The sequence below is a fragment of the Bacteroidota bacterium genome (assembly GCA_016706255.1).
GTDB lineage: Bacteria > Bacteroidota > Bacteroidia > Chitinophagales > BACL12 > UBA7236.
Genome location: JADJJZ010000003.1, coordinates 283,761 through 307,905, shown reverse-complemented (window position 1 = coordinate 307,905; position 24,145 = coordinate 283,761). Strand labels below are relative to the sequence as shown.

The window sequence follows — 24,145 nt, the reverse complement described above, 5'->3', positions numbered from 1 at the left end:
GGTGATTTATTGTAATGGTTTAATAATTGTATTTATTCATGAAGCAGCGTTTATTACCTGGTAATCTTTGGCTTTGCGTTTATGGTTATTCCTGTAAACGTGTAAAGCAGATTGAGCAACTTTTGGCCAGAGGGCAGGTGTTCTGAAAACGGTAGGGCTTAAAAAACAATGATGATAACATCCCTGACAAGCTTCTACTTTACCTGTGGTAGCTCTAAACGCATCACCTTTTTCGCCTAACCAAATTTTATTAAAATCGTAATTTACTTCTCGTACATTTCCTAAAATATCATCACGTAATTCACATCCTGCCACATTACCATCGGGATAAATAACAGCAGTTTCGCGACCACCGGAACATTTATGTCGAGCGAGTTTTGTCATAGCAATTTGAGCAATTAAATCGCGTTGAATATTTTCTTTAGTTGCAATTACGTAATCCATAGCGGTAGTCATACCTCCATTTGTTCCGTTCATCCATTGTTTATCGCGGTCAATTACATCTAAATATGTTTCCACACAAATGTCTTTTTTAGATTCGCTGTTTAAAGGATTGCCACGCACTAAAATCGGTTTTAATAAATCGATAGGTAAATTTTGGCGCGCCCATAATGCCGTATTTGCTACTGTTTCAAAATTTAATCCTTGCACAACGGTTCCAACAGCGAGGCGAAGATTTTTATATTTCTTTTTCATCTCGCCTAATTGTTTAAATGTTTCTACCACGCGATTGAAACAACCATCGAGTCGACGTAACTTATCATGTTCTTCTCCAATACCATCAAGCGAAATAGCAACGGTAAAACGCTGATGCGGCATACGCGTTAGAATTTTTTCCATCTGATCAACAATTCTGCTGGTGCTAAATCCGAGCATACAAAAAGTAATATTTGCCGGGCGACAAATGCGCGAATATATTTCTGCAATTTCAGGCAAATCGGCACGTAACTCAGGGCTTCCACCTGTTAATGTTACCTGCAACATTGGTCCTAATGATGTTGCAATTTTTTCATATTCGGCAAGCGATAATTCATCTTTCACTTTTTCATTTAATTCGCGCCAATAAAAACAATGGTCGCATGCTGCGTTACATCTGTTGGTTACAAATTGTAATAAATAAACAGGTGGTTTTTTTTCAGGTGTCAGCAATCTTTTGAAGGCTACACTTCTTCGGTAAAGGTTTGTGAGTTTAGTCATGATGTTTTGAGTGAAGGATTAAATATTTATTGTGTTAAGGATGACTGAAAGTAGGTATTTCATTAAGTTCCCACAAGGGACTTCGAGCGAAATGACCGGTTTTTGATGTGAAATGAACAATCTATTTAGTAAACAAAATTGACGGCAAATTCTCTATAATTTTTTTGCCGATAAATTTGGATGTCAAAAACTATTTCGCTTACCTTTAAATGTAAAATACACATATACTTCTACATTAATACCCCTAATGCACCATGTTAGCCCGAAAAAAAATATATGACCTTGATTTTATCAACGAAGCTGATTTTGAAAAGGTGGTGACCGAAATAATGCAATTTGAATATTTTAAAGATTATTACAATACGCGTTTACCATTACTAATTACACCAAATGTTGATGATGTTGTAAAATTCAGTAAGCCTGAAAATAAATTTATTGCAGATAATATGACCAAAGCCTCATTTATACTACCTGACGGACAGTTTATAGTTTGGTCGAGCTGGTTATTACAAAATCCATTAAAAAAACGATTACCCGGCAGCGATTTATTTCCGGCATTATGGAAAAAAATAAAAGAGACTGATAAAACAATTTTATTAATAGCGCCTGATGAACGTGTTGGCGATTTATTATCAAAAGAATATGCACATCTGCATTATTATGTCCCGCCATTTTTTGATGAAAATAATAAAGCTGCATTAGATGAAGTGATTGAAAATTGTATCCAACAAATAAATACCCTACAACCGGACATGGTGTTAATTGGTATTCGGTTCCCGAAACAACATTTTATTGCTTTGAGTGCAATTGAACATCTGCAAACCCGATTAATAGAAAATGCAACATCAATTAAAATGCCGTTGTTTTTATTATTAGGCGCTTCATTTGAATTTTATCTTGGTATAAAAAAACGCGCACCCAAGTTTGTACGTTTTTTGGGTATGGAATGGTTTCATCGTTTTGTTCAGGAACCACGTCGTTTATTCAGAAGATTTTTTATTGAGGACATGGCATTTTTCAGTATCTTCTGGAAAGAAATTTTTAAATAATTACAAAACCCATTCTACCTCACCAACTGCGAGCTCCATTTTTTTATTGGCAGTAGATAAAATTAATTTCCCGCCGGCTGAAACGCCATTAATGGTTGCAGTAATTAATTCATTATTTATGATAAACTGATTTTCCTTTTGATGTTTCAATAAATAATGATGATATAATGCATCGATGGTGGTAAACTGGTGACTGCGTAATTGCAGATAATATTTTTCGATTTGTGTGCAGAGTGTCGCGAGTAATTGAGATAAATCGGTTTCACGACCGGTAATTTGTATTAATGAAACAGGATTCGGCAGGTTTTCATCAAACAGTTTCTGATTAACATTGATGCCGATTCCGACAATACTTTGTAAAATGCGATTTCCACCCAGCACATTTTCAATTAAAACGCCTGCCAGTTTTTTGTTTTCGAAATACATATCGTTTGGCCATTTTATACTTATGCCATATGTTTCGGTAGCGAGGGTATCATGAATTGCGAGTGCAACTGCTTTGTTGAGATAAAATACATGCCGAGGCTCTAAAAACACCGGTTTGAGTAAAATACTCACCATTAAATTACAACCGGGTTCAGCCATCCATTTTTTCCCGCCTTGTCCTTTTCCGGCAGTTTGTTCATCTGCTGTAACAAGTAACCCTTCGGGAACTGCAGTTTCGCTTAGTTCCAGAAAGCTACGTACGTAGTCGTTCGTGCTTTCAACCCGGGCAATATGATGATGGGTTTTGCCAATGAATATGGTATTGATTGGAGGGCGCAATAAGAATTCGTAGTTTTGCAATCAAGAACAAAGTAAGTGAGAAAAAAAACAAAGCAACCAACAACTACACAATATTCTTTAACTGACCTCGTCATTGATAGTATCCTGGACAAAAAAGGGGAAGAGGTAGTTCATCTTGATTTAACCGCATTAAACGATGCTGTTGCCGATCATTTCATCATTTGTCATGCAGATTCAACCACGCAAGTGATGGCTATTGGAAACCATATTGTAGAAAATGTGTTAGAGAAAGGAGGAACCCGACCTTTTGGGAAAGAAGGCTTCGAAAATGCCGAATGGATTATCATTGATTATTCGGATGTAGTAGTGCACGTATTTTATAAGGAAAAACGTTACTTCTACCAGCTCGAGGACCTTTGGCACGATGCCGCGATTAAAAAAGTCAGTTAATTTTTTACGTATATAATAAGTAATGAGTACCCGAACAGAACAATCAAAACAAGAACAAGCAAACTCCGCCTAAGAAGTTCAATTTTTACTGGATTTATGGATTAATAGCCGTAATTCTTATAGGCTTGCAGTTTTTCCCTTTTCAGGGTCAGCCTAAAGAGTTGAAGGATATTGAAAAGTTTAAAACCGAAATGTTGCAGCAGGGCGATGTGAACCGTGTAGTGGTTATAAATAAAGAGTTTGCAGAGATTTATATCAAAGAAGATAAACTCAAAAAAGACATTTATGTAAAGGATAAGGTGCCTGAAAAAGGCCCTCAATATACCTGGACCATAGGCTCAACTGAAACTTTTGAGCGTCAGTTGGCTGAATGGCAGCAAGGTGGAACCGATAAACCAATTACTGTTTCTTATGAGAAACGCAGTAACATTTTATTGGGATTATTGAGTTATATCCTGCCAATCGTATTGATTTTAGCCATCTGGATTTTCATTATGCGTCGTGTAACAGGCGGTGGTGGCATGGGTGGCGGTGGCCAGATATTCAATATCGGTAAGTCGAAAGCCAATCTATATGACAAAGACACCAAAGTAAACGTGACATTTAATGATGTTGCGGGATTAGATGAGGCGAAGGAAGAGGTGATGGAAGTGGTGGATTTCCTTAAAAATCCAAAAAAATACACTGCTTTAGGCGGTAAAATACCAAAAGGCGTATTATTAGTAGGTAGCCCGGGAACAGGTAAAACCCTGTTGGCAAAAGCTATGGCCGGAGAGGCCCAGGTGCCGTTTTTCAGTATTTCGGGTTCCGATTTCGTTGAAATGTTTGTGGGCGTAGGTGCCAGCCGTGTTCGTGATTTATTCCGTCAGGCACGTGAAAAAGCGCCTTGTGTGATATTTATTGATGAAATTGACGCAATTGGTCGTGCCCGTGGTAAAAACATGATTCAAAGCAACGACGAGCGTGAAAATACCCTGAACCAGTTATTGGTTGAGATGGATGGTTTTGGAACAGATAAAGGTGTTATCATTTTAGCTGCCACCAACCGTCCCGATGTATTGGATCCGGCATTGTTACGTCCGGGTCGTTTCGACCGTCAGATTTCAATCGACAAGCCGGATTTAGCGGGTCGTGAGCAGATATTTAAGGTGCATTTAAAACCAATCAAAGTAGCTCCGGATCTGGATGCACATAAATTGGCATTGCAAACACCGGGTTTCGCAGGGGCAGATATTGCCAATGTATGTAACGAAGCTGCATTGATTGCTGCACGCCGTGGTAAAAAGTTTGTTGAGATGCAGGATTTTAATGATGCCGTTGACCGTGTGATTGGTGGTTTAGAAAAGAAAAATAAACTGATTAGTCAGGATGAGAAAAAAATTGTTGCCTATCACGAAGCCGGACACGCTATTTGCGGATGGTATCTTGAACATGCTGACCCTTTAGTTAAGGTGTCGATTGTGCCAAGAGGTATAGCAGCATTAGGTTATGCGCAATATTTACCAAAAGAACAATATTTATATACTACTGAGCAGCTCACCGATATGATGTGTATGACTTTAGGCGGACGTGCTGCTGAAGACATCATTTTCGGCAGAATTTCAACCGGTGCACAAAACGATTTAGAGCGTATTACTAAAATGGCTTATGCCATGATTACCATTTATGGTATGAATGAACGCATCGGAAATATCAGTTTCAATGACCCGCAGCAGGATTATCGTTTTGCTAAACCTTATAGCGAACAAATGGCTCAGGCAATTGATGAGGAAGTAAAAAAATTGATTTCTGATGCTTATATCCGCACCAAAGCATTGTTAAATGATAAAAAACCACAACTGGAAATTATCGCTAAAGAATTGCTTGATAAAGAAATCATCTTTAAAGCTGATATGGAGCGTTTGATTGGTCATCGTCCGTTTGAGGAAAAAAATCCTGAACCGGAAGTAATTAAAGATGCTATCATTTTTAATGACGAAAAAACTGAAGTTTAATCAGTTTCAAAATAAAAGAGAACCGATAAGTATATGCTTATCGGTTTTTTTGTTGCATTTATAAAAGGGTTTAGCAGGGTCATTTATGTACCATTACCACACTAGTCCACATGCCATATAGCAGAAATTTCTTGGAAAAGACCTAAATTTGGGGGTGTTGGGCAGGTTATGCGGAACAGGTAAGTAAACTAACAGATTATGGCAAAAATTTTATCTTCCAAAGAAAAGATGCTGAGCAGCGTTCGGGCGGCTTTGTATCATCAAAACAAACAACCTTATCCGAATCTGGAATCCAACGATGCCATTTATGCTTTGGAAAATGAGCCACTTGAAATCATTTTTGCTTCTGAGTTTACAGAAGTATCGGGGCAGTTTGTGTATTGTGAAAATGAAAAAGAATGTGTTGACACATTAAAAGAACTGGTATCACAAAAGGGCTGGAAAAATATTAGTTGTCCGGAAATTCCATTACACGAAATGTTTGACCGCAATCAGTTTATTAATTATGAAATTGATATGCCGGTAACTACAGCCGATGCCGGAATAATGTGTTGTGAAGCATTAATTGCAAGAACAGGCAGTGTATTAATTTCAAGCCGACAAGCAAGTGGAAGAACCTTACCTATTTTTCCGGAAGTAAACATTGTGATTGCATCTACACGACAATTAGTAATGGATATACAGGAAGGATTTACTGCAATCAGAAAAAAATACGATGGTAATTTTCCGAGTATGGTAAATTTAAATACCGGACCGAGCCGTACAGCAGATATAGAAAAAACACTTGTGTTAGGTGCACATGGTCCTCGCGAAGTATATGTATTCTTAATTGAAAACTGGCCGGTTGCCGGATGGGATGGAGAGAAATAAAATTTACTTTGCTTCCGATTTCCATTTAGGCATTCCCGATTTTGACAGCAGTCTGGAACGCGAGAAAAAAATTGTACGCTGGCTCAGCAGTATTGAAAACGATGCTACAAAAATATTTTTAGTTGGCGATTTATTTGATTTCTGGTTTGAATATAAATATGTAGTTCCACGAGGACATGTTCGTTTGCTTGGAAAAATTGCCGAATTAAAAGATAAGGGAATAGATATTCATGTTTTTACCGGCAATCACGATTTATGGATGTATGGTTATTTTGAAGAAGAACTGAAAGTTCCTGTTCACCGTGATTCTATTCAATTTGAATTTGGCGGGAAAAAGTTTTTTGTAGGACATGGCGATGGCATTGGGCCGGGTGACAATGGTTTCAAATTTATGAAACGCATTTTTAAAAGTAAGGCGGCACAGGTTTTGTATGGCATGTTACATCCTTATATTGCATTTAAAGTAGCCCGCTTTTTTTCACATAACAGCAGAAGGGCAAATGAAGAAGAAGCATTTTTAGGTGACGATAAAGAATGGCAGATTATTTATGCAAAAGAAGTGTTGCAGAAAGAGCATTTCGATTATTTTTTATTTGGTCACCGACATATTGTTTTAGATAAACCGATTGCAGAAAATACCACATTTATTAATTTAGGTGACTGGATTATTCATTTCACATATGCCGAATTTGACGGTACTATTTGTAAGATAAAATATTTTGAAAAATAATATTTTTTTTCTGTTTTTATTAATAACAATGCAGGTTAACGCCAGCGATACCTTATTGTGTAAAAAAGATATTACTGCAGATTATTTTACTATAGATGTGCGCGAAAACATTTATTACATTAATTCGGTAAACGAGATTATTAAAACCGCTTGCAGCGACAGCAGTTTTATCAGTTACAGCAATAGCAATTTGGGTAAACCTACGCGCATAGATGTAAGCAATCCATTAAAAATACTTGTATTTTATCCCGATCAGCAAACGGTGGTTATTTTAGATAATCAGTTAGCTGAATTATCGCAATTATCATTAAAAGGGAATGTAAATAAACCGAATTATCAGCCTGCTGCTATCTGCAAACATAGCGGCACCGACCACATCTGGCTTTATGATGAATTGTCGAGAAAATTAATAAGGCTTGATGAAGCAGGAAATGTATTGGCATCGAGTGAATCATTTGACCAGTTATTTAGTTTTGATGTGGAAGTAAATACTTTGTATTGTGTTAATGATAAGGTGTATGTTGATACAAAAAGTGACGGCATTTTACTATTTGATGCTTATGCCAGTTATGTGCATACCATTGAAGTAAACATGCAGGTGCATCAAATTACCGATAACTACATAATCGGCCTAAATAAAAATGCGCTTCAGTTTTATGATTTGCGTAGTCTCGAAACCATTAGTTACCCCATTCAGGGAGATGCTGTTTATTTGATGGGAAACAAAATTTTTGTTCATAACGGCACTTCCATTGGTGTGTTTAAATTTCAGGGTAGCAATTAACGTGAACCGTGCGGTTAATGAGGAAACCACTAATTGCCGGAGTGCATTGTGGTAAACTATTCTGATTTCAGCAATTAAGTTTAAATTTGCAGCAATGGATTTTGTATCAAAATTACAGGCAATAAAGGAGCGCTGGCTCAACATTCAGGAACAACTGAGTGACCCGGAAATTATTGCTGATATGAAACGTTTTAAGGGATTAAATAAAAGTTACCGCGATATGGAACCGGTAGTAGATGCCTTTGAAACATATCAAAATATTTTAGGCAATTTAAAAGATAGCAGACAAATATTAAACACAGAAAAAGACGATGAGTTGCGTGAAATGGCAAAAGCCGAATTGCAACATTTTGAAGCTGAAAAAGAAAAGCTGGAAGAGCAAATAAAACTTTTACTGATACCTAAAGATCCCGAAGACGAAAAAAATGCTATTATAGAAATACGTGCCGGAACAGGTGGTGATGAAGCTGCAATTTTTGCGGGCGATTTAAGTGAAATGTATACCCGTTTTTGCAATAAACAAGGCTGGAAGGTTGAAGTGATGAATGAAAATCAAAGTGAAAAGGGCGGGTTTAAAGAAATTGTTTTAGAGGTAACCGGTGAAAATGTGTATGGCAAGTTAAAATATGAAAGTGGTGTACATCGTGTGCAACGTGTTCCGGCAACAGAAAGTCAGGGAAGGGTGCATACCAGTGCAGCAACTGTAGCAGTATTACCTGAGGCTGAAGAATTTGATATTGATATTAGTGTAAATGATATTAAGGTAGATGTATTTCGTGCGAGTGGTGCGGGTGGTCAGCACGTAAACAGAACAGAAAGTGCAGTGCGTATGACACACGTGCCTACAGGTATTGTAGCTGAATGTCAGGATGAACGTTCGCAGATAAAAAATCGTGAAAAGGCAATGAAAGTTTTGCGCACGCGTGTATATGAAAAATTTCACAATGAACATCTTGCAAAACTTTCACAACAAAGAAAAACATTAGTATCAACCGGAGACAGGTCGGCAAAAATCAGAACGTATAATTTTCCACAGAGCAGAATAACTGATCATCGAATTAATTTAACGCTATACAGTTTACCGGATGCGATGAATGGTTATATAGATGAAATATTAGATGCATTGCAAGTTGCGGAAAATGCGGAAAAAATGCGGGAAGGGTAATTACTTAATTATCAGAAAAAAAATAAGGCACAAATTAAATCTGTACCTTATTTAGCAGCGCAATAATTATTTATGTTCGGCAAAATAATCATCCAGATTTCCCATTGCCATAGTAAATCCTTCTTTAAAGCCCAATTCAATAATTTTTTCTAAATCGGCTAATGAGTCGTATTTTATTTTAATATGCACTTCAGTTGTTTCACCTTTATCGATAAAAGAATTGTGCCACAGTGAACGTGGAAAATTTTGCGTTACATTACCATTTTCATCACAAAAAGCATCTAAACCTGAAAAACTATTTTCAACGTCGATACTTTTATAATCGGCGCGACACCAGTGTGTATCGCCTTCGGGGCCCATCATGGCATACAACCAAAATCCGCCAACTGTAAAATCCATTAATTTTGTTTTTACTTTATAAGGTTTAGGAGCCCACCATTCATCTAATATTGCGGGTGTTGTAAAGGCAGCCCATACCAGGTTTTTATTTGCAGCAAATTCACGTTTAACCGTGATATTATTATTTTCCTTATTTACGGAAAAGTCGAATAACAAATTTGTGTTCATTCATTTTTATTTTTAAGATGAAATAATACTTTGTCGAGTTCGCTGAATCTGCCTTCCCAAATTTTTCGGAATTGCTCCAGCCATTTATCAATTTCTTTCATTTTTTGGACATTTAAAAGATAATATATTTCTCTGCCTGATTGTTCGTGTTTTACCAGCTCACATTCCGTTAAAATGCGCAGGTGTTTTGAGATAGCCTGACGACTTGTTTCAAAATGTTCTGCTATTGCATTTGGTGTTAAAGCATGTACTGCAATAAGTGCAATAATTGCTCTGCGTGTTGGGTCGGCAATGGCCTGAAAAACATCTCGTCGCATGTTATAATTTAGTATAAGTAAGTACAGAAATACCGCAAACAAATTGTTTTGCACTTGAAAGCGCATATTTTTGTTGGCTTTCGACTGCACTAAAAATCGGCATGCCTTTTCCTATGGCAACGGGATTGATAAATAAATTCAATTCATCAATCAGATTCGCTTTAATGAGTGATGCAACAAATTTTCCTCCGCCGTAAACAATAATATCGCCACCGGTTTCATTTTTAAGTGCGTTTATTTTTTCGATATAATCACCATTTTCGATACTGGTATTTTGCCAGTCTTTAGTAATTGGATCATCAGCATTAAGCGTTGATGAAAACACAATTTTGGGTGTTTCTACAAAAATTTTAGCGCCTTCAGCCGGAACCGGTTCATTTAATGCAGCGGTCCAGTATGGAATAAAACCCATTGCGAGGTTTTTGCCTAATAAAATGGTGTCTACCGGACCGGTAAGCCCAATGACGAAGTTTTTAAGGTCGTCGGTCCATTCTGTTGCTGCCCAGTCTAATTCGCCTGAAGGGCCGCCCATGAAGCCGTCTATGGTGGTTTGCACCTGAAGTTTAAGTTTTCTCATCTGTTTTTTGTTTTGAGTTATGCAATCGATTGGTTGCAAATATATATGCAACCGATTGGTTTCGCAAAGGTTTTTAAGTTAAATTTAAAAAAATTGATTTTTAGATACCTGTAAATTTAATCCGATTATGGTTGAATGTGTATATTAAAATTAAGCACATGGAAACTCATCAATGCTTAGACATTAATTTATTTACTTCCCATTTGTGAGCAGGTCGAACAATGGCTGATTGATATAATAATTCCCGGTGCCAAGTTTTTGTTTGACTAAAATTTTATCAGCGGCAAGTTTATTCAGATAAGTTGCTGCCGTTAATCTGGTTACACCAAGATCATGAACTACAAATTCAATTTTTGTGTAAGGATGTTTAAATAAATTGTGTATTAATTCAGGACTATAAAATTTGTAGTTATTCCGAATTTGCAATTTTGTCTGCAGCATTAATTTTTTAATTTCTTTTATTTTTTCAATTGTTTCACGTGCAGTAGTTTCAACACAAGTAATCATAAAAACAATCCATGCTTCCCATGTTTCCTGATTATGTACATGGTGTAATAAATGGTAATACCGAGCTTTGTTATTAATTATAAAATTGCTCAAATACAGTATTGGCAGGGTTTGCAGGTTTTGTAAAATGAGATATAATAAATTAATTATTCGACCTGTCCGGCCATTGCCATCATAAAAAGGGTGTATACTTTCAAATTGGTAATGAATAATTGCCATTTTAATGAGTGGGTCGTAATCACACATTTCATTATCATTAATAAATTGCTCCAGATTAGACATGAGCGCAATAATTGTATCGGGATTCTGAGGTGGTTCATAAATTATTTCACCGGTGGACGTGTTTTTTATTTTTGTACCGGGCAATTTCCGATAACCCGCTTTGTTGGCTTCCAATATTTCCTGAATTTGTAAAATTGTCCGATTCGTTAACATGCGTGACTGCATTAACAAATGATATCCGGTTTTAGAAGCAGCAATATAATTTTGGACTTCTTTTGCACTCAACGATTTATAATCTTCAAAAAATAATTCCGATTTATATAACTCGTCATGTGTTGTGATAATATTTTCGACTGCAGAACTATCTTTTGCTTCCTGCAATCCAAGGGTATTTATTAAAATGTTCGGGTCGGGCAAAGTTTCAGCAAGTACTTTAAGTTCAGCCATGGCAGCATGGGCGGCAGGTAGCCGTCGCAGTACCTGTTTCGTCTCGAGGTCGAAATGCACCGGAAGTGGTTTTAACATAGCGCGTTCCATTTGTATAGAAAATTAAATTTTCTATACAAATATAGGGAATATGTATAAAAAATGGAGAATTTTATACATTTAGTGACTGTTATGTATAGAAAATCAGAAAAACTATACATATGGTGACGCTTATGGATAAAAACCCTACAAAGGCAAATCGCAGCTCGCGTGGATGCGGGTGCATTATTCCGTTTCATCTTCTTACCTTTACCACATGAAAATTTCAGTTATCGGGACGGGTTATGTTGGCCTGGTTACGGGCACATGTTTTGCCGAAACGGGGAACCATGTTATTTGCGTAGATATTGATGCTGCTAAGGTTACAAGGATGCAGTCAGGAGAAATTCCCATTTATGAGCCGGGTTTGGAAACCTTATTTCACCGAAATATCAAGCAGGGCAATCTGGAGTTCACCACCGATTTAAAAACTGCGGTTGAACAAACCGATATTGTATTTCTTGCCCTCCCTACCCCACCAAATGAAGACGGTAGTGCGGACCTGAAATATGTATTAAAAGTGGCTGATGACTTGGGCCATATCATAAATGGTTATAAAATAATTATCGATAAAAGCACGGTGCCGGTTGGTACTGCTGACCTTGTGCGTGCGCGTATCGCGGCAAATTGTAAACATCAGTTTGATGTGGTGAGTAATCCTGAATTTTTGCGTGAGGGTATGGCTGTTGAAGATTTTATGAAACCCGAACGTGTGGTAATTGGAACAGAAAGTGAAAAAGCGCAGGATATGCTTAACCGCTTATATGCCCCATTTGTAAGGCAGGGCAATCCGATTATTTTTATGGATGAGCGCAGTGCTGAGTTAACAAAGTATGCTGCCAATGCATTTTTAGCAACGAAAATTACATTTATGAATGAGATTGCCAACCTCTGCGAACGTTTGGGTGCAGATGTTGACATGGTTAGAAAAGGAATTGGAAGTGATAGTAGAATCGGAAAAAGGTTTTTATTTCCGGGGGTTGGTTATGGCGGAAGTTGTTTTCCGAAAGATGTGAAAGCTTTAAATCAAATGGCAAATTCGGCGGGATATGATTTTAGAGTATTACAATCGGTAATGGAAGTAAATGACAACCAGCGCATCATACTTTTAGAAAAAATTATTCATCAGTTTGGCAGTGATTTACATGGAAAAACATTTGCGCTATGGGGACTGGCATTTAAACCCAACACCGATGATATTCGTGAAGCGCCTGCATTATATTTAATTGAAACATTATTGGAACGCGGAGCAAAAATTCAGGCTTTTGATCCTGAGGCGATGCCAAATGTGAAAAAAGAAATTGGTGACAGTATAACATACGGTAACAATCAATATGAGGTATTACACAATGCGGATGCATTAATAATTGTGACCGAATGGAGTGTATTCCGCACACCTGATTTTGAATTAATGCAACGTTCGATGAAAAATAAAATGATTTTCGACGGACGTAATTTATTTGAATTGGAAGAGTTACGTGAACAGGGATTTTATTATGAAAGTATTGGCCGAAAAATTGTTGAAGGCTGATATTAATTTTAATATGTAAATATTACCATGAAAAGAATTTTAATTACAGGAGCTGCAGGATTTTTGGGTTCACATTTATGTGATCGTTTTATACGTGAAGGATATCATGTAATTGGAATGGACAACCTGATTACCGGTGATAAAAAAAATATAGAACATTTATTTGGGCTTGAACATTTTGAATTTTTATTTCACGATGTTTCCAAATTTGTGCATGTGCCCGGACCGCTGGATTATATATTACATTTTGCTTCACCGGCTTCACCGATTGATTATTTAAAAATTCCCATACAAACATTAAAAGTTGGTTCACTGGGAACACATAATTTACTTGGTTTAGCAAAAGCAAAAAATGCACGTATTTTAGTAGCATCTACCAGTGAAGTATATGGTGATCCGCTGGTGCATCCGCAAAGTGAAGCATACTGGGGCAATGTAAATCCTGTTGGTCCGCGCGGTGTTTACGATGAAGCAAAACGTTTTCAGGAAGCCATTACCATGGCATATCATACTTATCATGGATTAGAAACAAGAATTGCCAGAATATTTAATACCTATGGCCCGCGCATGCGATTAAATGATGGTCGTGTGTTGCCGGCATTTATAGGACAGGCGTTGCGCGGTGAAGACCTCACTGTATTTGGTGACGGTTCGCAAACACGTTCGTTTTGTTTTGTTGATGATTTAATTGAAGGTATTTATCGTTTATTATTAAGTGATTATGCTTATCCGGTTAACATTGGCAATCCTGATGAAATTACCATTAATGAATTTGGTGAAGAGATTATTAAACTCACCGGAACATCACAAAAACTCATTAATAAACCTTTACCTGTAGACGACCCAAAACAACGTCAGCCGGATATTACGCTTGCAAAAAAATTATTGAACTGGGAACCAAAAATTGGTCGTGCTGAAGGATTAAAAATTACCTATAGTTATTTTAAATCGTTGCCACAGGAGGAATTGTATAAGGATATTGACGGCAAGCAGTTTTGAAATTTTACAATTTAATTACTTGCGGTTCAGTGGTATTAATTAATTTTATACAATGCGACACCCCATGCTGTTTTTGGGTTTATTGTTGATTGTTGTCAGCAATTTATCAGGGCAAAATTCTAACCGGATTTCAGCTTACGATTACATTTTGGATATAAATAATATTGAAGTATCGCTTGACCCCAGCGGTGCTATTGGATATGGTGAAGCAAATCCGCCTATGTTTCATGTTCCTGCCGGAAGTACAACAAGTCCGCTATACGGCGCATGGTTTTGGCTGGCGGGTAAAGATCAGGAGGGTGTGGTACGAGCATTTGCCCCGAGCTGGTCAAATGTGGAGGAAGAAACACATTTTGGCCCTTATAACAGCAATGCAGCGTTGTATACACCTGACGTCTACGCATTAAAATATATTCCTTACAACCGCGTTTGGAAAGTAACAAAACAGGAAATTGAAACACATAAACTGCAATATGCCAATGCAGGTTATATAATTCCTGATGCCATTTTAAACTGGCCGGGAAATGGGAATGTTGCTGATGGATTTAGTGCACAAATTGCACCATACGTTGATGTGAATAATAATTTTATTTACGAACCATTATCGGGAGATTATCCGTTAATTAAAGGTGATGCTGCAATTTTTGCTATGTATCATGACAATACTTTTTATGAAGCAGAAATGTCGCAGAATAAAAATTTAAATTTTGAAGTGCATGTAATGATTTATGCTTTCGAGGCAAGTGAAAATACTTATTTAGACAATAGTTTATTTGTAAATTATTCGGTAATTAACAGAGGTGATTTTGTTATAGATTCATTATACGGGGGTGCTTTTGCAGATTTAAATATTGGTTATTACAGCGATGATTATTGCGGTTCCGACAGCAGTTTAAATTTATTTTTCGGCTACAATGGCGATTTAACCGATGGTCCGGGAATTGATGTTTACAACACATTACCTGCTTTTGGTTGTGTTACTTTATCGCATCAATTAAATGCATTTATGTATTTTAATAATGATTTTAGTCCGATGGGATTTCCTGATATTGCAGAGCATTACCTATATGCATTACAAGGCAAATTTGGTGATGGCATGCGCGTAACTTCGGGTGGTGACGGATATAGTGCTGCTTCAACCGATTACACGAATTATATGTATGGTGGTGATGTACATGACGTGACAGCTTGGAGTGAAATTTATACCGGTAATACGCCAAGTGACCGACGTGGTGTGGGGAGTTTTTATTTAGGTGAATTTGGACCGGGAGCATCTACTTGTGTTACTGTAGGTTACCTTTATTCAGATGCTGAAATTCCGGAATCATTAACTGCAAGTATAGATTTATTAAAAATACAATCGAATCAATTAAAAACATTTTTTGAATTAAATGATACTGCTGTTTGTTTAGAAAGGATTTATATTCCTTTGGATATTAACGAAGCGGAAACTGAAAATTATTTCCGGATTTTTCCTAATCCGGCTGAAGGAGAATTAACGATAAGCTGTAATGGAATTACAAAACCATTTATTTCGATAGCGCTGTATAATACAACCGGTCAATTGATAATTAAACAGCGGTTACCTATTATAGCTGGTTCCAATGATTTTCATTTCGACACAAAACAACTAAATCCCGGTGCTTATTTTATTAAAATAGATGGTGGCGGAATTGCTACTGTTAAAACAGTAATTATAAAATAATATCACCTACTTCCGCTTACACTTTGTATTTTTGAGGTCAGAACAATTTACCCGCTATGTCGTATCTCAATATTGCTAAAAATGTGTTACGGTTTGAATCTGAGCAGATGCTTAAAACCATGGACAAACTGGATGCACAATTTGATGATGCTGTTCAGGCAATATTGGCTGCCAGCGGAAAAATTGTGGTTTGTGGCATAGGCAAGTCGGGGGCTGTGGCGCAAAAAATTACGGCAACCTTATGCAGTACCGGCACGCCGGCTGTTTTTTTACATGCTGCGGAAGCGGCGCATGGCGATTTGGGTGTTTATGCAGATGGTGATCCGGTATTAATGATTTCGAAAAGTGGGACTACTGAAGAAATGTTGCGTATTATTCCGTTTTTCAAAAATGCAAACTCTGCGGTAATTGCCATTGTGGGGAATAATAATTCACCCATTGCACGCAATGCCACATTTGTGTTAGATGGCAGTGTAGATAAAGAAGCTGATGCTCTGAATCTTGCACCAACAGCCAGTACAACGGTTGCTTTAGCGTTAGGTGATGCCCTGGCAGTTGCTTTAATGCATGCAAGAGGATTTACAGAAAAAGATTTTGCACGTTTTCATCCGGGCGGACAATTAGGTAAAAACTTATTATTAAAAGTTGAAGATGTAATGCATGAGTTGCATGATGTCGCTTTAATATCTGAAAAAAGTACATTTCGTGAATTAATTATTTCGATGACACAAAAAAATTGGGGTGCTGCATGTGTTGTTGATGAAAAAAATAAATTAATTGGATTGGTTACTGATGGTGATGTACGAAGAAGTTTATTACATGGTACCGATTTTAATACGCTTCTGGTAACGAATATTATGACCCACAATCCGATTTCAATTTCTCCGCATGCCACCTTAAAAGAGGCCGTAGATAAAATGGAAAACCGCAGCTCTCAATTATCGGTTTTACCTGTTGTGTTAGATGGTATTTGTGTGGGTTTAATTAGGATACATGACATTTATCAAGGCTAAGAATGTTTTGATTATTCATCAGATTTTGAGTGGGAGGTTTATTCGGAGTTTTAGATAATGTGCTAATGTGCTGATGTGCTAATGTGCTGATTGAACAGCCGATTTTGAGTATACTTTTCATTCAGAGGCTTTATTGATGTGCGAATGTACCTATGTACCAATGTACCAATTAAACAGCCGATTTTGAGTATTCTTTTCATTCGGAGCTCTATTTGAAGCTTGGAAAATTTATGAATGCACCAATGGAACAGCCGATTTTGAGTGAGAATTTCATTTGGAGCTGCCGTTGGGGCTAATCAATATTAGCCCGACTCGAAATTAAATTATTAATCATTTTTCGAAATTGCGAATAGGAGATAGATTGTTATTTCAACGATTAATCCCATTAGCTAATTTGCTAATTAACGGCTGTTTTTTATGTCATTAGAACTTCTAAATTGAATCCTAGCCCTGATTGTAGCGGAAACATTTTAATGGTTGGCTAGGGTATAAAGCTGATTTTATGTCATGAACTTCAAAGAATCCTAGCCCTGATTTTGGGGAAACTGCTTAATGTGTCCGCCGCGGCGGATGCTGATGTGCTAATTGAACAGCCGCATGATGTGCTGATACTTCAATTTGTACTTTGTGGCGAATGTAAATGGGACGAGGGTTTTGAGGCTTAATTGTGATGTTGAGGCCCGTTGCAGCGGAAAGCAGGTTGGGAAGTATATTAGAAGGGGGATGGTGCTGCTCCAAAAAGGGAAAATTTTTATTTACTCGAAAATGATTAGGACCTGGCCTTTTTCTACGCTTTGGGATTTTTGGACTTCGATGGATTTTACGGTGCCTTCGCCGGTTGCTTTGAGGACGTTTTCCATTTTCATGGCTTCGAGCACGATGATTGGGTCGCCTTTTTTGACTGTATCGCCGGCGCTGACGCGGATTTCGATTACGAGGCCGGGCATTGGGGCTTTGAGTTCTTTGATTTTTCCGGCATCGGCAGATGAGAAGCCCATTTGGTCCATGAGGAGGTCGAATTTATCTTTTGCACTGACTTCGTAAATATTGCCATTTACTTTAAGGGTAACGAGTTTGCTCGCTTTGTCGGCCTTTACCACTTCAATATTATAAGATTTACCATCTGAAAGCAGATGAAAAAACCTGTCCTCGAGTGCAATAATATCGGTTAAAACCTGCTGTCCGTCGACTGTATTACCCTCAACAGAAAAACTTTTATTGCCGTTTACACTTACTTTATACATTGCTGAGATATTAGATATTGGTGCAAAATCGTTTAAAGGTAGCTCGGAATGTTTAACTTTACCACCTCTTGAAACGAGAAACAAAAATAAAACTATGAAATTTAAAATTGTTATGATTGCCGCACTTTTGGCGGTTTTATTTTACCAGTGTGACCCGACTAAAAAATTGTATAAAACTGAGGAATACCTTGGTGAAGTAGATACAATTTCGAATGTGGCTATTCAGGATGAATACTACGAAGGTGATTATTATGGTGACTACGACAGCGAAGGTGATTATGAATATGATTATTATAATACAGACACTGCGAGCAGTCCGTGGAGTGCTGCTATTTATCGCGGTTCTGAAAAACGTGTAAATGATTTAATTAATACACGATTGGAAGTTTCATTTGACTGGGCAAAAGCATGGATGTATGGAAAAGCGACGTTGACATTTAAACCTTATTTTTATCCGACTTCTACCTTAACACTTGATGCAAAAGGACTTACTATTAAAGAAGTTGCTTTGGTTGCAGGTAATGTAAAAACACCTTTAAAATATACATACAATACCGATTCGATAATTGATACCATGCAAATGGTAATTACGTTGCCAAGGGAATTTAAACGCACGGAAGAATACACAATTTATATTGATTATATTGCTAAGCCAAATGATTTACCTGTTGGTGGAAGTGCTGCAATTACATCGGATAAAGGTTTGTATTTTATTAATAATGAAGGCAAGGAAAAAGATAAACCACAACAAATTTGGACCCAGGGTGAAACTGAGGCTACATCGTGCTGGTGCCCTACAATTGACAAACCAAATGAACGTTGCACGAATAGTTTTTTTATAACGGTTGAAGATAAATATCAAACATTATCGAATGGTGTTTTAGCAAGTTCAAAAAAGAATGCTGACGGCACACGCACCGATAATTGGAAAATGGATTTACCACATGCACCATATTTATTTATGATGGCAGTTGGTGAATTTACCATAGTGAAAGATACGTGGAAAGGTATTCCGGTAAATTATTATGTAGAAAAAGAATTTGCTGATGATGCAAAAGGTATTTTTGGCAACACACCTGAAATGATAGAATTTTATTCTAATATATTAGGTGTAAAATATGTGTGGCCGAAATACAGTCAGATTGTTGTGCGTGATTATGTGAGTGGTGCAATGGAAAATACAACAGCAACAATTCACGGTGAATTTTTACAACAACATGCACGCGAAAGATTGGACGAAAATTATGAAGATGTAGTTTCACATGAATTGTTTCACCAGTGGTTTGGCGATTTAGTTACTACTGAAAGCTGGAGTAATTTACCTTTAAACGAATCGTTTGCTACTTATGGTGAATATTTATGGAGAGAATATAAATATGGCAGAGATGATGCTGATTACGCAGGCATGAACGATCTAAATACTTATCTGGATGAAGCTAGCTACAAGCAGGTTGATTTAATTCGATTTAATTATGATACACGTGAAGACATGTTTGATTCGCACTCTTATGCTAAAGGTGGACGTGTTTTACATATGTTGCGTAAATATTTAGGTGACGAAGCATTTTTTGCAGGATTACAAAAATATTTGGAAGACAATAAGTACAGTTCAGTTGAAATCAACAATTTACGTTTGGCGATGGAAGCTGTAAGTGGTGAAGATTTAAATTGGTTTTTTAATTAGTGGTTTTTAGATAAAGGTCACCCGGATTTAAGTATTTATTATGAATATGATGATGTGAATCAGCAACAAATTGTTACCATTTATCAAAATCAGGATACTACGATTGCTCCGATTTATGTGTTGCCAATGGCAGTTGATATATACAGCAATGGTAAAGTTGAGCGCAAAAATATTATTGTAGATAAAGCCATTCAGATATTTACTTTCCCTGCAGCAACAAGGCCTGATTTGGTGAATGTGGATGCGGAAAAGATGTTGCTTTGCAGTAAATATGACAACAAATCGCTTGATGAATTTGTGTTTCAATACAACAATGCGCCATTATTTAAAGACAGAATGGAAGCGGTTGAAAATGTTTCCATGTATCAATATGAAAATATTGCTTACCGTCAGTTAATTGAATCTGCATTAAATGATAAACATTGGTTTATTCGTCAGACTGCCGTGGATACACTTTTAATTGATGAAAATACCACACAGGCAATTAAGGATAAAATTCTGGATATGGCGAAGAACGATCCACGTAGTTATGTTCGTTCAGCAGCACTGAGCAAATTAGCAGAAATTACAGGAATTGATGCATGGACAGTTTATAACAATGCATTAAATGACAGTTCTTACACGGTAGTTTCTACTGCTATGTTTGCCATATTTAATAACGATGAAAAAGCAGGTTTAGAAATTGCGCGTAAATATAAAACCATCGACAACTTTAACATTTCTTACAGTGTAATGAGTATTTTAGGTGGAAGTGGTGATGCAATTGATAATGCTTATTTTATTGAACAATTTGAAAACGCCAGCGGTTACGAAAGTTATTTTACGATGTTGAACTACGAGCCGTTTTTACAGCGCATGACTGATTCATATGTAATTAATGCAGGTGTTGATCAGTTGAAAAAAATAGCAGCAGACGATGAGAATTTCTGGATGTCGTTTACGGCTTCGAATATTTTGAGTGGATTGATTCCAACCTATCAAACAGCAATGGAAAATGAAACGAATCCTCAAATTAAACAATCGCTGCAGGTTTCTATTGATTACATTACGAATGTGTTAAAAGAGCTTGGCACTTCGGATGAAGGGGATTATTAATATTATTACCTTTTAAAAAAGAGGCTGAGCTAAACTCAGCCTCTTTTTTGTCAAGTCCCATTTTAGAGCCCTGTATCAAAATAGTATATTTTGACTTCAATGTTGCTGATTAATAAATTTTACATACTATATTTGATAACTTCTTGTATAGCCCCTAACTGACATCAAAGTAAATAAAGTATAAAAACTAACCGAATACAAAACAGCGGAAAACGGTTATTATGGTGCAAGTGCCATGTCACTAAACTGCAGATTAATTGGCGCATGAAGAAGAAGTTCAACCCCCTTCTTTTTTGGGGGCCCTCCCCTTTTGGGGGGGCGGGGTTTTGTTTTTATTTTTCTATTTTTTATACCCGTAAAAATTGAAAACCGGTTTTTGTTTTTTTTTTTTTTTGTTATGTAAAATTTTTTTTTTTTTTTTTCCTTTAACCCCCCCCCTCTTGGCCCCCCCGGGAGGGCCTGGTTTTTTTTTAACTTTTTTTTTTTTGTTTTTCACCCCCCCTTTTTTTTTTTTTTTTTTTTATTTTTTATTAACACACTCTTTATAATTAAAAAAATTCCCCCCCTCCCCCGGTTTTTTTTCCCCCCCTGGTTTTTTTTGCCAGGTTGGGTTTCTAAAACTTATAAAAATCAACTGGGAATTGACGCTAGTTATTTAATAAAAACACATTTGCTTTTTAGTGAATATAGTTACCCGGATATTCCATTAAATATAATTACATATAAGCGTTTATTTAACAAATGGAATTTCCGCGCCGCTTTTGGAAGTAGTTTCAGTAATTCTTTTCCAATTCCAAGTTTAGAGGAAGATTCCAATACATATCAAAACAAAAGTTTTGACCTTAACTTGAGTATTGGTTTAGAGCAAGTAAAATCGATTTCTGAAAAATGGTTAATGTATTACGGAGTTGACATAATTGGAAGAACAGCCAACGTCGATAACGATGTTAATTATTACAATAGTGGTTATGCAAACGGAAATATAAATACTACTCAACAATTAGGTATTGCACCATTGTTGGGCATTGGATTTAAAATTAATGATAGAATAAATCTTACAACAGAAAGTTCACTCGCACTAATTGTTGAAAAAATAAGCAATACCAGAACTTATTTACCAGTTACAGATTTATATCCGGAAAAGCCATCTATAGTTGATCCTGAATTTGTAAATATATATACTGCATTTACGCTACCTCTTGTTCTCATAATTAATTTTAAACTATAAATAGGAGGTGTTTATTATAATGAGAATTTCAATTTTCCTTTTACTACTTTAACCTCAATTAAGTTCTTTTAGAATGGAAATTTAAAACGCCTGCATTTCCACCAGCTTAGCGTATAAACCATTTTTTGCAATAAGGGCAGTGTGGTTTCCTCTTTCCACAATTTTTCCTTCCTGCATAACAATAATTTCATCAGCAAACTGAATGGTTGAAAGTCTGTGCGCAATTACAATTGAGGTACGGTTTTTCATGAGTTTAAATAAGGCATCCTGCACCAGTTTTTCGCTTTCGGTATCTAAGGAAGAAGTTGCTTCATCTAAAATCAGGATTGGCGGATTTTTATAAATGGCGCGGGCAATGGTAATACGCTGACGTTCGCCACCGCTTAACTTGCTGCCACGATCGCCGATTACGGTTTGATAACCATTTTCCAAACGCATAATAAAATCGTGTGCGTTGGCCACTTTTGCTGCTTTAATTACATCGTCTTCATTGGCGTTGTCGATACCAAACGCGATGTTATTAAATACAGTGTCGTTAAATAAAATGGATTCTTGCGTAACAATACCTAATTGATTGCGCAAACTGCCAATTCGTAAATCGCGAATATTGTAATCGTCAATTAATATTTCTCCTGATGTAACGTCGTGATATCTTGCTAATAAATCGGCAAAGGTGGATTTTCCGGAACCGGATGGACCAACCAGCGCCACCATTTTTCCTTTTTCGATTTTTAAACTAATATTATTTAAAACGGGTGCTTCTGCATATTGAAAACTTACATTTCTATATTCAACGGCGCGTTCAAATGTTTTGATATTAGTAGCATGCAAACTTTCTTTGATATTAATTTCGGCATCCATAATACTTTCGATACGTTCGAGTGATGCGATACCACGTTGAATATAAATGTATGCATTTGCAGCATTTCTTGCAGGGCCTAACATATTAGCAAATACCAAAATATAAGTGAGAAAAAATTCACCTGTTAAACCCTGATCGCCATCTAAAATAATACTTCCACCATAATATAATAATGCGGAGGTCATACAAATACTCAGAAATTCGATCAGCGGACTGGAAACCTGCCAGCGGCGAACGGCTTTGGTTGCGAGGGATTCCAGTTCTCTGTTTTCACGTAAAAATTTTCCTTTCTGATATCTTTCAGCATTAAAGGCTTTGATGATGCGCAAGCCGGACAATGATTCCTCAAACAGCGACATGAGGTAACCCAATTGTTTTTGTTCGCGATGTGATTTACGTTTTAATGATTTACCAATTCTGCCGATAACAAATCCGGCGATAGGAATCAGAATTAAAACAAAAATGGTCAGCTCAAAACTCATCATCATAAGTGCAATAAAAAATATGAGCATGGTAACCGGATCGCGGAAAGTAGATTCAATGGTATTCATGATACTATTTTCCACTTCTTTAACATCGGTACTCATTCTTGCTATGATATCTCCTTTTCGGGTTTCGCTGAAATAGGAAATTGGTAACTGCAAAATTTTATCGAATACACCCTGACGTAATTCGCGCACAACACCGGTTCTTAAAGGAGCCAGATAAAACAATGCGTTATAACGAAAAATGTTTTTAAGTAAAAACATCACAATTACACCTACGCAAACAATTATTAAACCCTGATAGGGTCCATGTTCATTTACATATAGTGCAAAAGTGTAATTCAGCGATTTGATTAAACCCATGGCACTCCATTCGAATTCAGGCCTTTGGGTTGGTGGTGGAACGGTGTTAAAAATAATCTGGAGGAAAGGGATCATCATTAACAGCGAAAACAGATTGAAAAAGGCATAAAACAGGTTGAACACAAAATTCAGGATGGCATACTTCCTGAACCGGCCTACATACTTCATTATCCTTAGGAAACTTTTCATAATCAACGGCAAATTTACAAAATCTCCCTCGGGCTGTTACTGAATGCAAGAAACGCAGTAACTTAGC

Annotated in this window: 22 protein-coding genes; 14 read left to right on the top strand and 8 right to left on the bottom strand. The window is 36.8% G+C overall.

The genetic code is table 11. The annotated features are described in order from the left end of the window. Positions 1 to 36: 36 nt before the first annotated feature. Positions 37 to 1,197, bottom strand: a complete 1,161-nt coding sequence (locus IPI65_03040; protein MBK7440519.1) for a radical SAM protein — start codon at positions 1,195 to 1,197, stop codon at positions 37 to 39. Between the two features lie 254 nt (positions 1,198 to 1,451). Here IPI65_03040 and IPI65_03035 point away from each other — a divergent pair, with 254 nt between their 5' ends. Beyond that, entirely contained in the window at positions 1,452 to 2,246 is a 795-nt protein-coding gene (locus IPI65_03035) for a WecB/TagA/CpsF family glycosyltransferase (protein ID MBK7440518.1), read from the top strand. Here IPI65_03035 and IPI65_03030 read toward each other — a convergent pair whose 3' ends face one another. Further along, the gene (locus tag IPI65_03030) at positions 2,247 to 3,011 is read right to left on the bottom strand and encodes a biotin--[acetyl-CoA-carboxylase] ligase (GenBank protein MBK7440517.1); all 765 of its coding nucleotides are present in this window, start codon (positions 3,009 to 3,011) and stop codon (positions 2,247 to 2,249) included. Between the two features lie 36 nt (positions 3,012 to 3,047). On the opposite strand from IPI65_03030, the gene rsfS reads away from it, so the two are divergent. The 6 genes from rsfS to prfA all read left to right on the top strand — a co-directional run bounded on the left by rsfS (position 3,048) and on the right by prfA (position 8,965). After that, positions 3,048 to 3,422, top strand: a complete 375-nt coding sequence (rsfS, locus tag IPI65_03025; GenBank protein MBK7440516.1) for a ribosome silencing factor — start codon at positions 3,048 to 3,050, stop codon at positions 3,420 to 3,422. Between the two features lie 92 nt (positions 3,423 to 3,514). Beyond that, positions 3,515 to 5,416, top strand: coding sequence for an ATP-dependent zinc metalloprotease FtsH (gene ftsH / locus IPI65_03020; GenBank protein MBK7440515.1), 1,902 nt, complete (start codon positions 3,515 to 3,517; stop codon positions 5,414 to 5,416). Between the two features lie 198 nt (positions 5,417 to 5,614). After that, on the top strand, positions 5,615 to 6,286 hold the full coding sequence (locus tag IPI65_03015) for an LUD domain-containing protein (GenBank protein MBK7440514.1): 672 nt from the start codon (positions 5,615 to 5,617) through the stop codon (positions 6,284 to 6,286). Then, a complete protein-coding gene (locus IPI65_03010; protein ID MBK7440513.1) occupies positions 6,273 to 7,016 on the top strand; it encodes a UDP-2,3-diacylglucosamine diphosphatase in 744 nt (247 codons plus the stop codon). Before IPI65_03015 ends, IPI65_03010 begins: the two co-directional genes overlap by 14 nt. Then, positions 7,006 to 7,800: a hypothetical protein gene (locus IPI65_03005; GenBank protein ID MBK7440512.1), complete on the top strand. Its 795-nt coding sequence runs from the start codon at positions 7,006 to 7,008 to the stop codon at positions 7,798 to 7,800. Before IPI65_03010 ends, IPI65_03005 begins: the two co-directional genes overlap by 11 nt. Positions 7,801 to 7,894: 94 nt before the next feature. Next, positions 7,895 to 8,965, top strand: a complete 1,071-nt coding sequence (gene prfA, locus IPI65_03000; GenBank protein MBK7440511.1) for a peptide chain release factor 1 — start codon at positions 7,895 to 7,897, stop codon at positions 8,963 to 8,965. Between the two features lie 66 nt (positions 8,966 to 9,031). Here the strand turns inward: prfA and IPI65_02995 are convergent, their stop codons facing one another. The 4 genes from IPI65_02995 to IPI65_02980 form a co-directional block, all read right to left on the bottom strand. Continuing rightward, a complete protein-coding gene (locus IPI65_02995) occupies positions 9,032 to 9,532 on the bottom strand; it encodes an SRPBCC domain-containing protein (GenBank protein ID MBK7440510.1) in 501 nt (166 codons plus the stop codon). Beyond that, positions 9,529 to 9,849, bottom strand: a complete 321-nt coding sequence (locus tag IPI65_02990) for a winged helix-turn-helix transcriptional regulator (protein MBK7440509.1) — start codon at positions 9,847 to 9,849, stop codon at positions 9,529 to 9,531. Before IPI65_02990 ends, IPI65_02995 begins: the two co-directional genes overlap by 4 nt. Position 9,850: 1 nt before the next feature. After that, positions 9,851 to 10,426 (bottom strand): dihydrofolate reductase family protein, encoded by a 576-nt coding sequence (locus IPI65_02985; GenBank protein MBK7440508.1) that lies wholly within the window; start codon positions 10,424 to 10,426, stop codon positions 9,851 to 9,853. 192 nt (positions 10,427 to 10,618) lie between these two features. Beyond that, positions 10,619 to 11,692, bottom strand: coding sequence for a Fic family protein (locus IPI65_02980; protein ID MBK7440507.1), 1,074 nt, complete (start codon positions 11,690 to 11,692; stop codon positions 10,619 to 10,621). Between the two features lie 205 nt (positions 11,693 to 11,897). On the opposite strand from IPI65_02980, the gene IPI65_02975 reads away from it, so the two are divergent. Genes IPI65_02975 through IPI65_02960 form a run of 4 tightly spaced genes read left to right on the top strand, consistent with a single transcriptional unit; the run spans position 11,898 to position 16,928 of the window. Beyond that, the gene (locus IPI65_02975; GenBank protein ID MBK7440506.1) at positions 11,898 to 13,211 is read left to right on the top strand and encodes a UDP-glucose/GDP-mannose dehydrogenase family protein; all 1,314 of its coding nucleotides are present in this window, start codon (positions 11,898 to 11,900) and stop codon (positions 13,209 to 13,211) included. Positions 13,212 to 13,238: 27 nt separating this feature from the next. Beyond that, positions 13,239 to 14,210 (top strand): SDR family oxidoreductase, encoded by a 972-nt coding sequence (locus tag IPI65_02970; GenBank protein ID MBK7440505.1) that lies wholly within the window; start codon positions 13,239 to 13,241, stop codon positions 14,208 to 14,210. Between the two features lie 52 nt (positions 14,211 to 14,262). Beyond that, positions 14,263 to 15,915, top strand: coding sequence for a T9SS type A sorting domain-containing protein (locus IPI65_02965; protein ID MBK7440504.1), 1,653 nt, complete (start codon positions 14,263 to 14,265; stop codon positions 15,913 to 15,915). Between the two features lie 56 nt (positions 15,916 to 15,971). After that, positions 15,972 to 16,928, top strand: a complete 957-nt coding sequence (locus IPI65_02960) for a KpsF/GutQ family sugar-phosphate isomerase (GenBank protein MBK7440503.1) — start codon at positions 15,972 to 15,974, stop codon at positions 16,926 to 16,928. Positions 16,929 to 17,683: 755 nt separating this feature from the next. On the opposite strand, the gene IPI65_02955 is transcribed toward IPI65_02960, so the two are convergent. After that, a complete protein-coding gene (locus IPI65_02955) occupies positions 17,684 to 18,172 on the bottom strand; it encodes a biotin/lipoyl-binding protein (GenBank protein ID MBK7440502.1) in 489 nt (162 codons plus the stop codon). 94 nt (positions 18,173 to 18,266) lie between these two features. Between IPI65_02955 and IPI65_02950 the strand changes: the two genes are divergently transcribed. The 3 genes from IPI65_02950 to IPI65_02940 all read left to right on the top strand — a co-directional run bounded on the left by IPI65_02950 (position 18,267) and on the right by IPI65_02940 (position 22,179). After that, positions 18,267 to 19,856 carry a M1 family metallopeptidase gene (locus tag IPI65_02950; protein ID MBK7440501.1) on the top strand — a complete coding sequence of 530 codons (1,590 nt, stop codon included), beginning with the start codon at positions 18,267 to 18,269 and terminating at the stop codon, positions 19,854 to 19,856. A 54-nt stretch (positions 19,857 to 19,910) separates the two neighbouring features. Beyond that, on the top strand, positions 19,911 to 20,951 hold the full coding sequence (locus tag IPI65_02945) for a hypothetical protein (protein MBK7440500.1): 1,041 nt from the start codon (positions 19,911 to 19,913) through the stop codon (positions 20,949 to 20,951). A 598-nt stretch (positions 20,952 to 21,549) separates the two neighbouring features. After that, on the top strand, positions 21,550 to 22,179 hold the full coding sequence (locus IPI65_02940; protein MBK7440499.1) for a hypothetical protein: 630 nt from the start codon (positions 21,550 to 21,552) through the stop codon (positions 22,177 to 22,179). Between the two features lie 81 nt (positions 22,180 to 22,260). On the opposite strand, the gene IPI65_02935 is transcribed toward IPI65_02940, so the two are convergent. After that, positions 22,261 to 24,078, bottom strand: coding sequence for an ABC transporter ATP-binding protein (locus tag IPI65_02935; GenBank protein MBK7440498.1), 1,818 nt, complete (start codon positions 24,076 to 24,078; stop codon positions 22,261 to 22,263). Positions 24,079 to 24,145 lie beyond the last annotated feature (67 nt).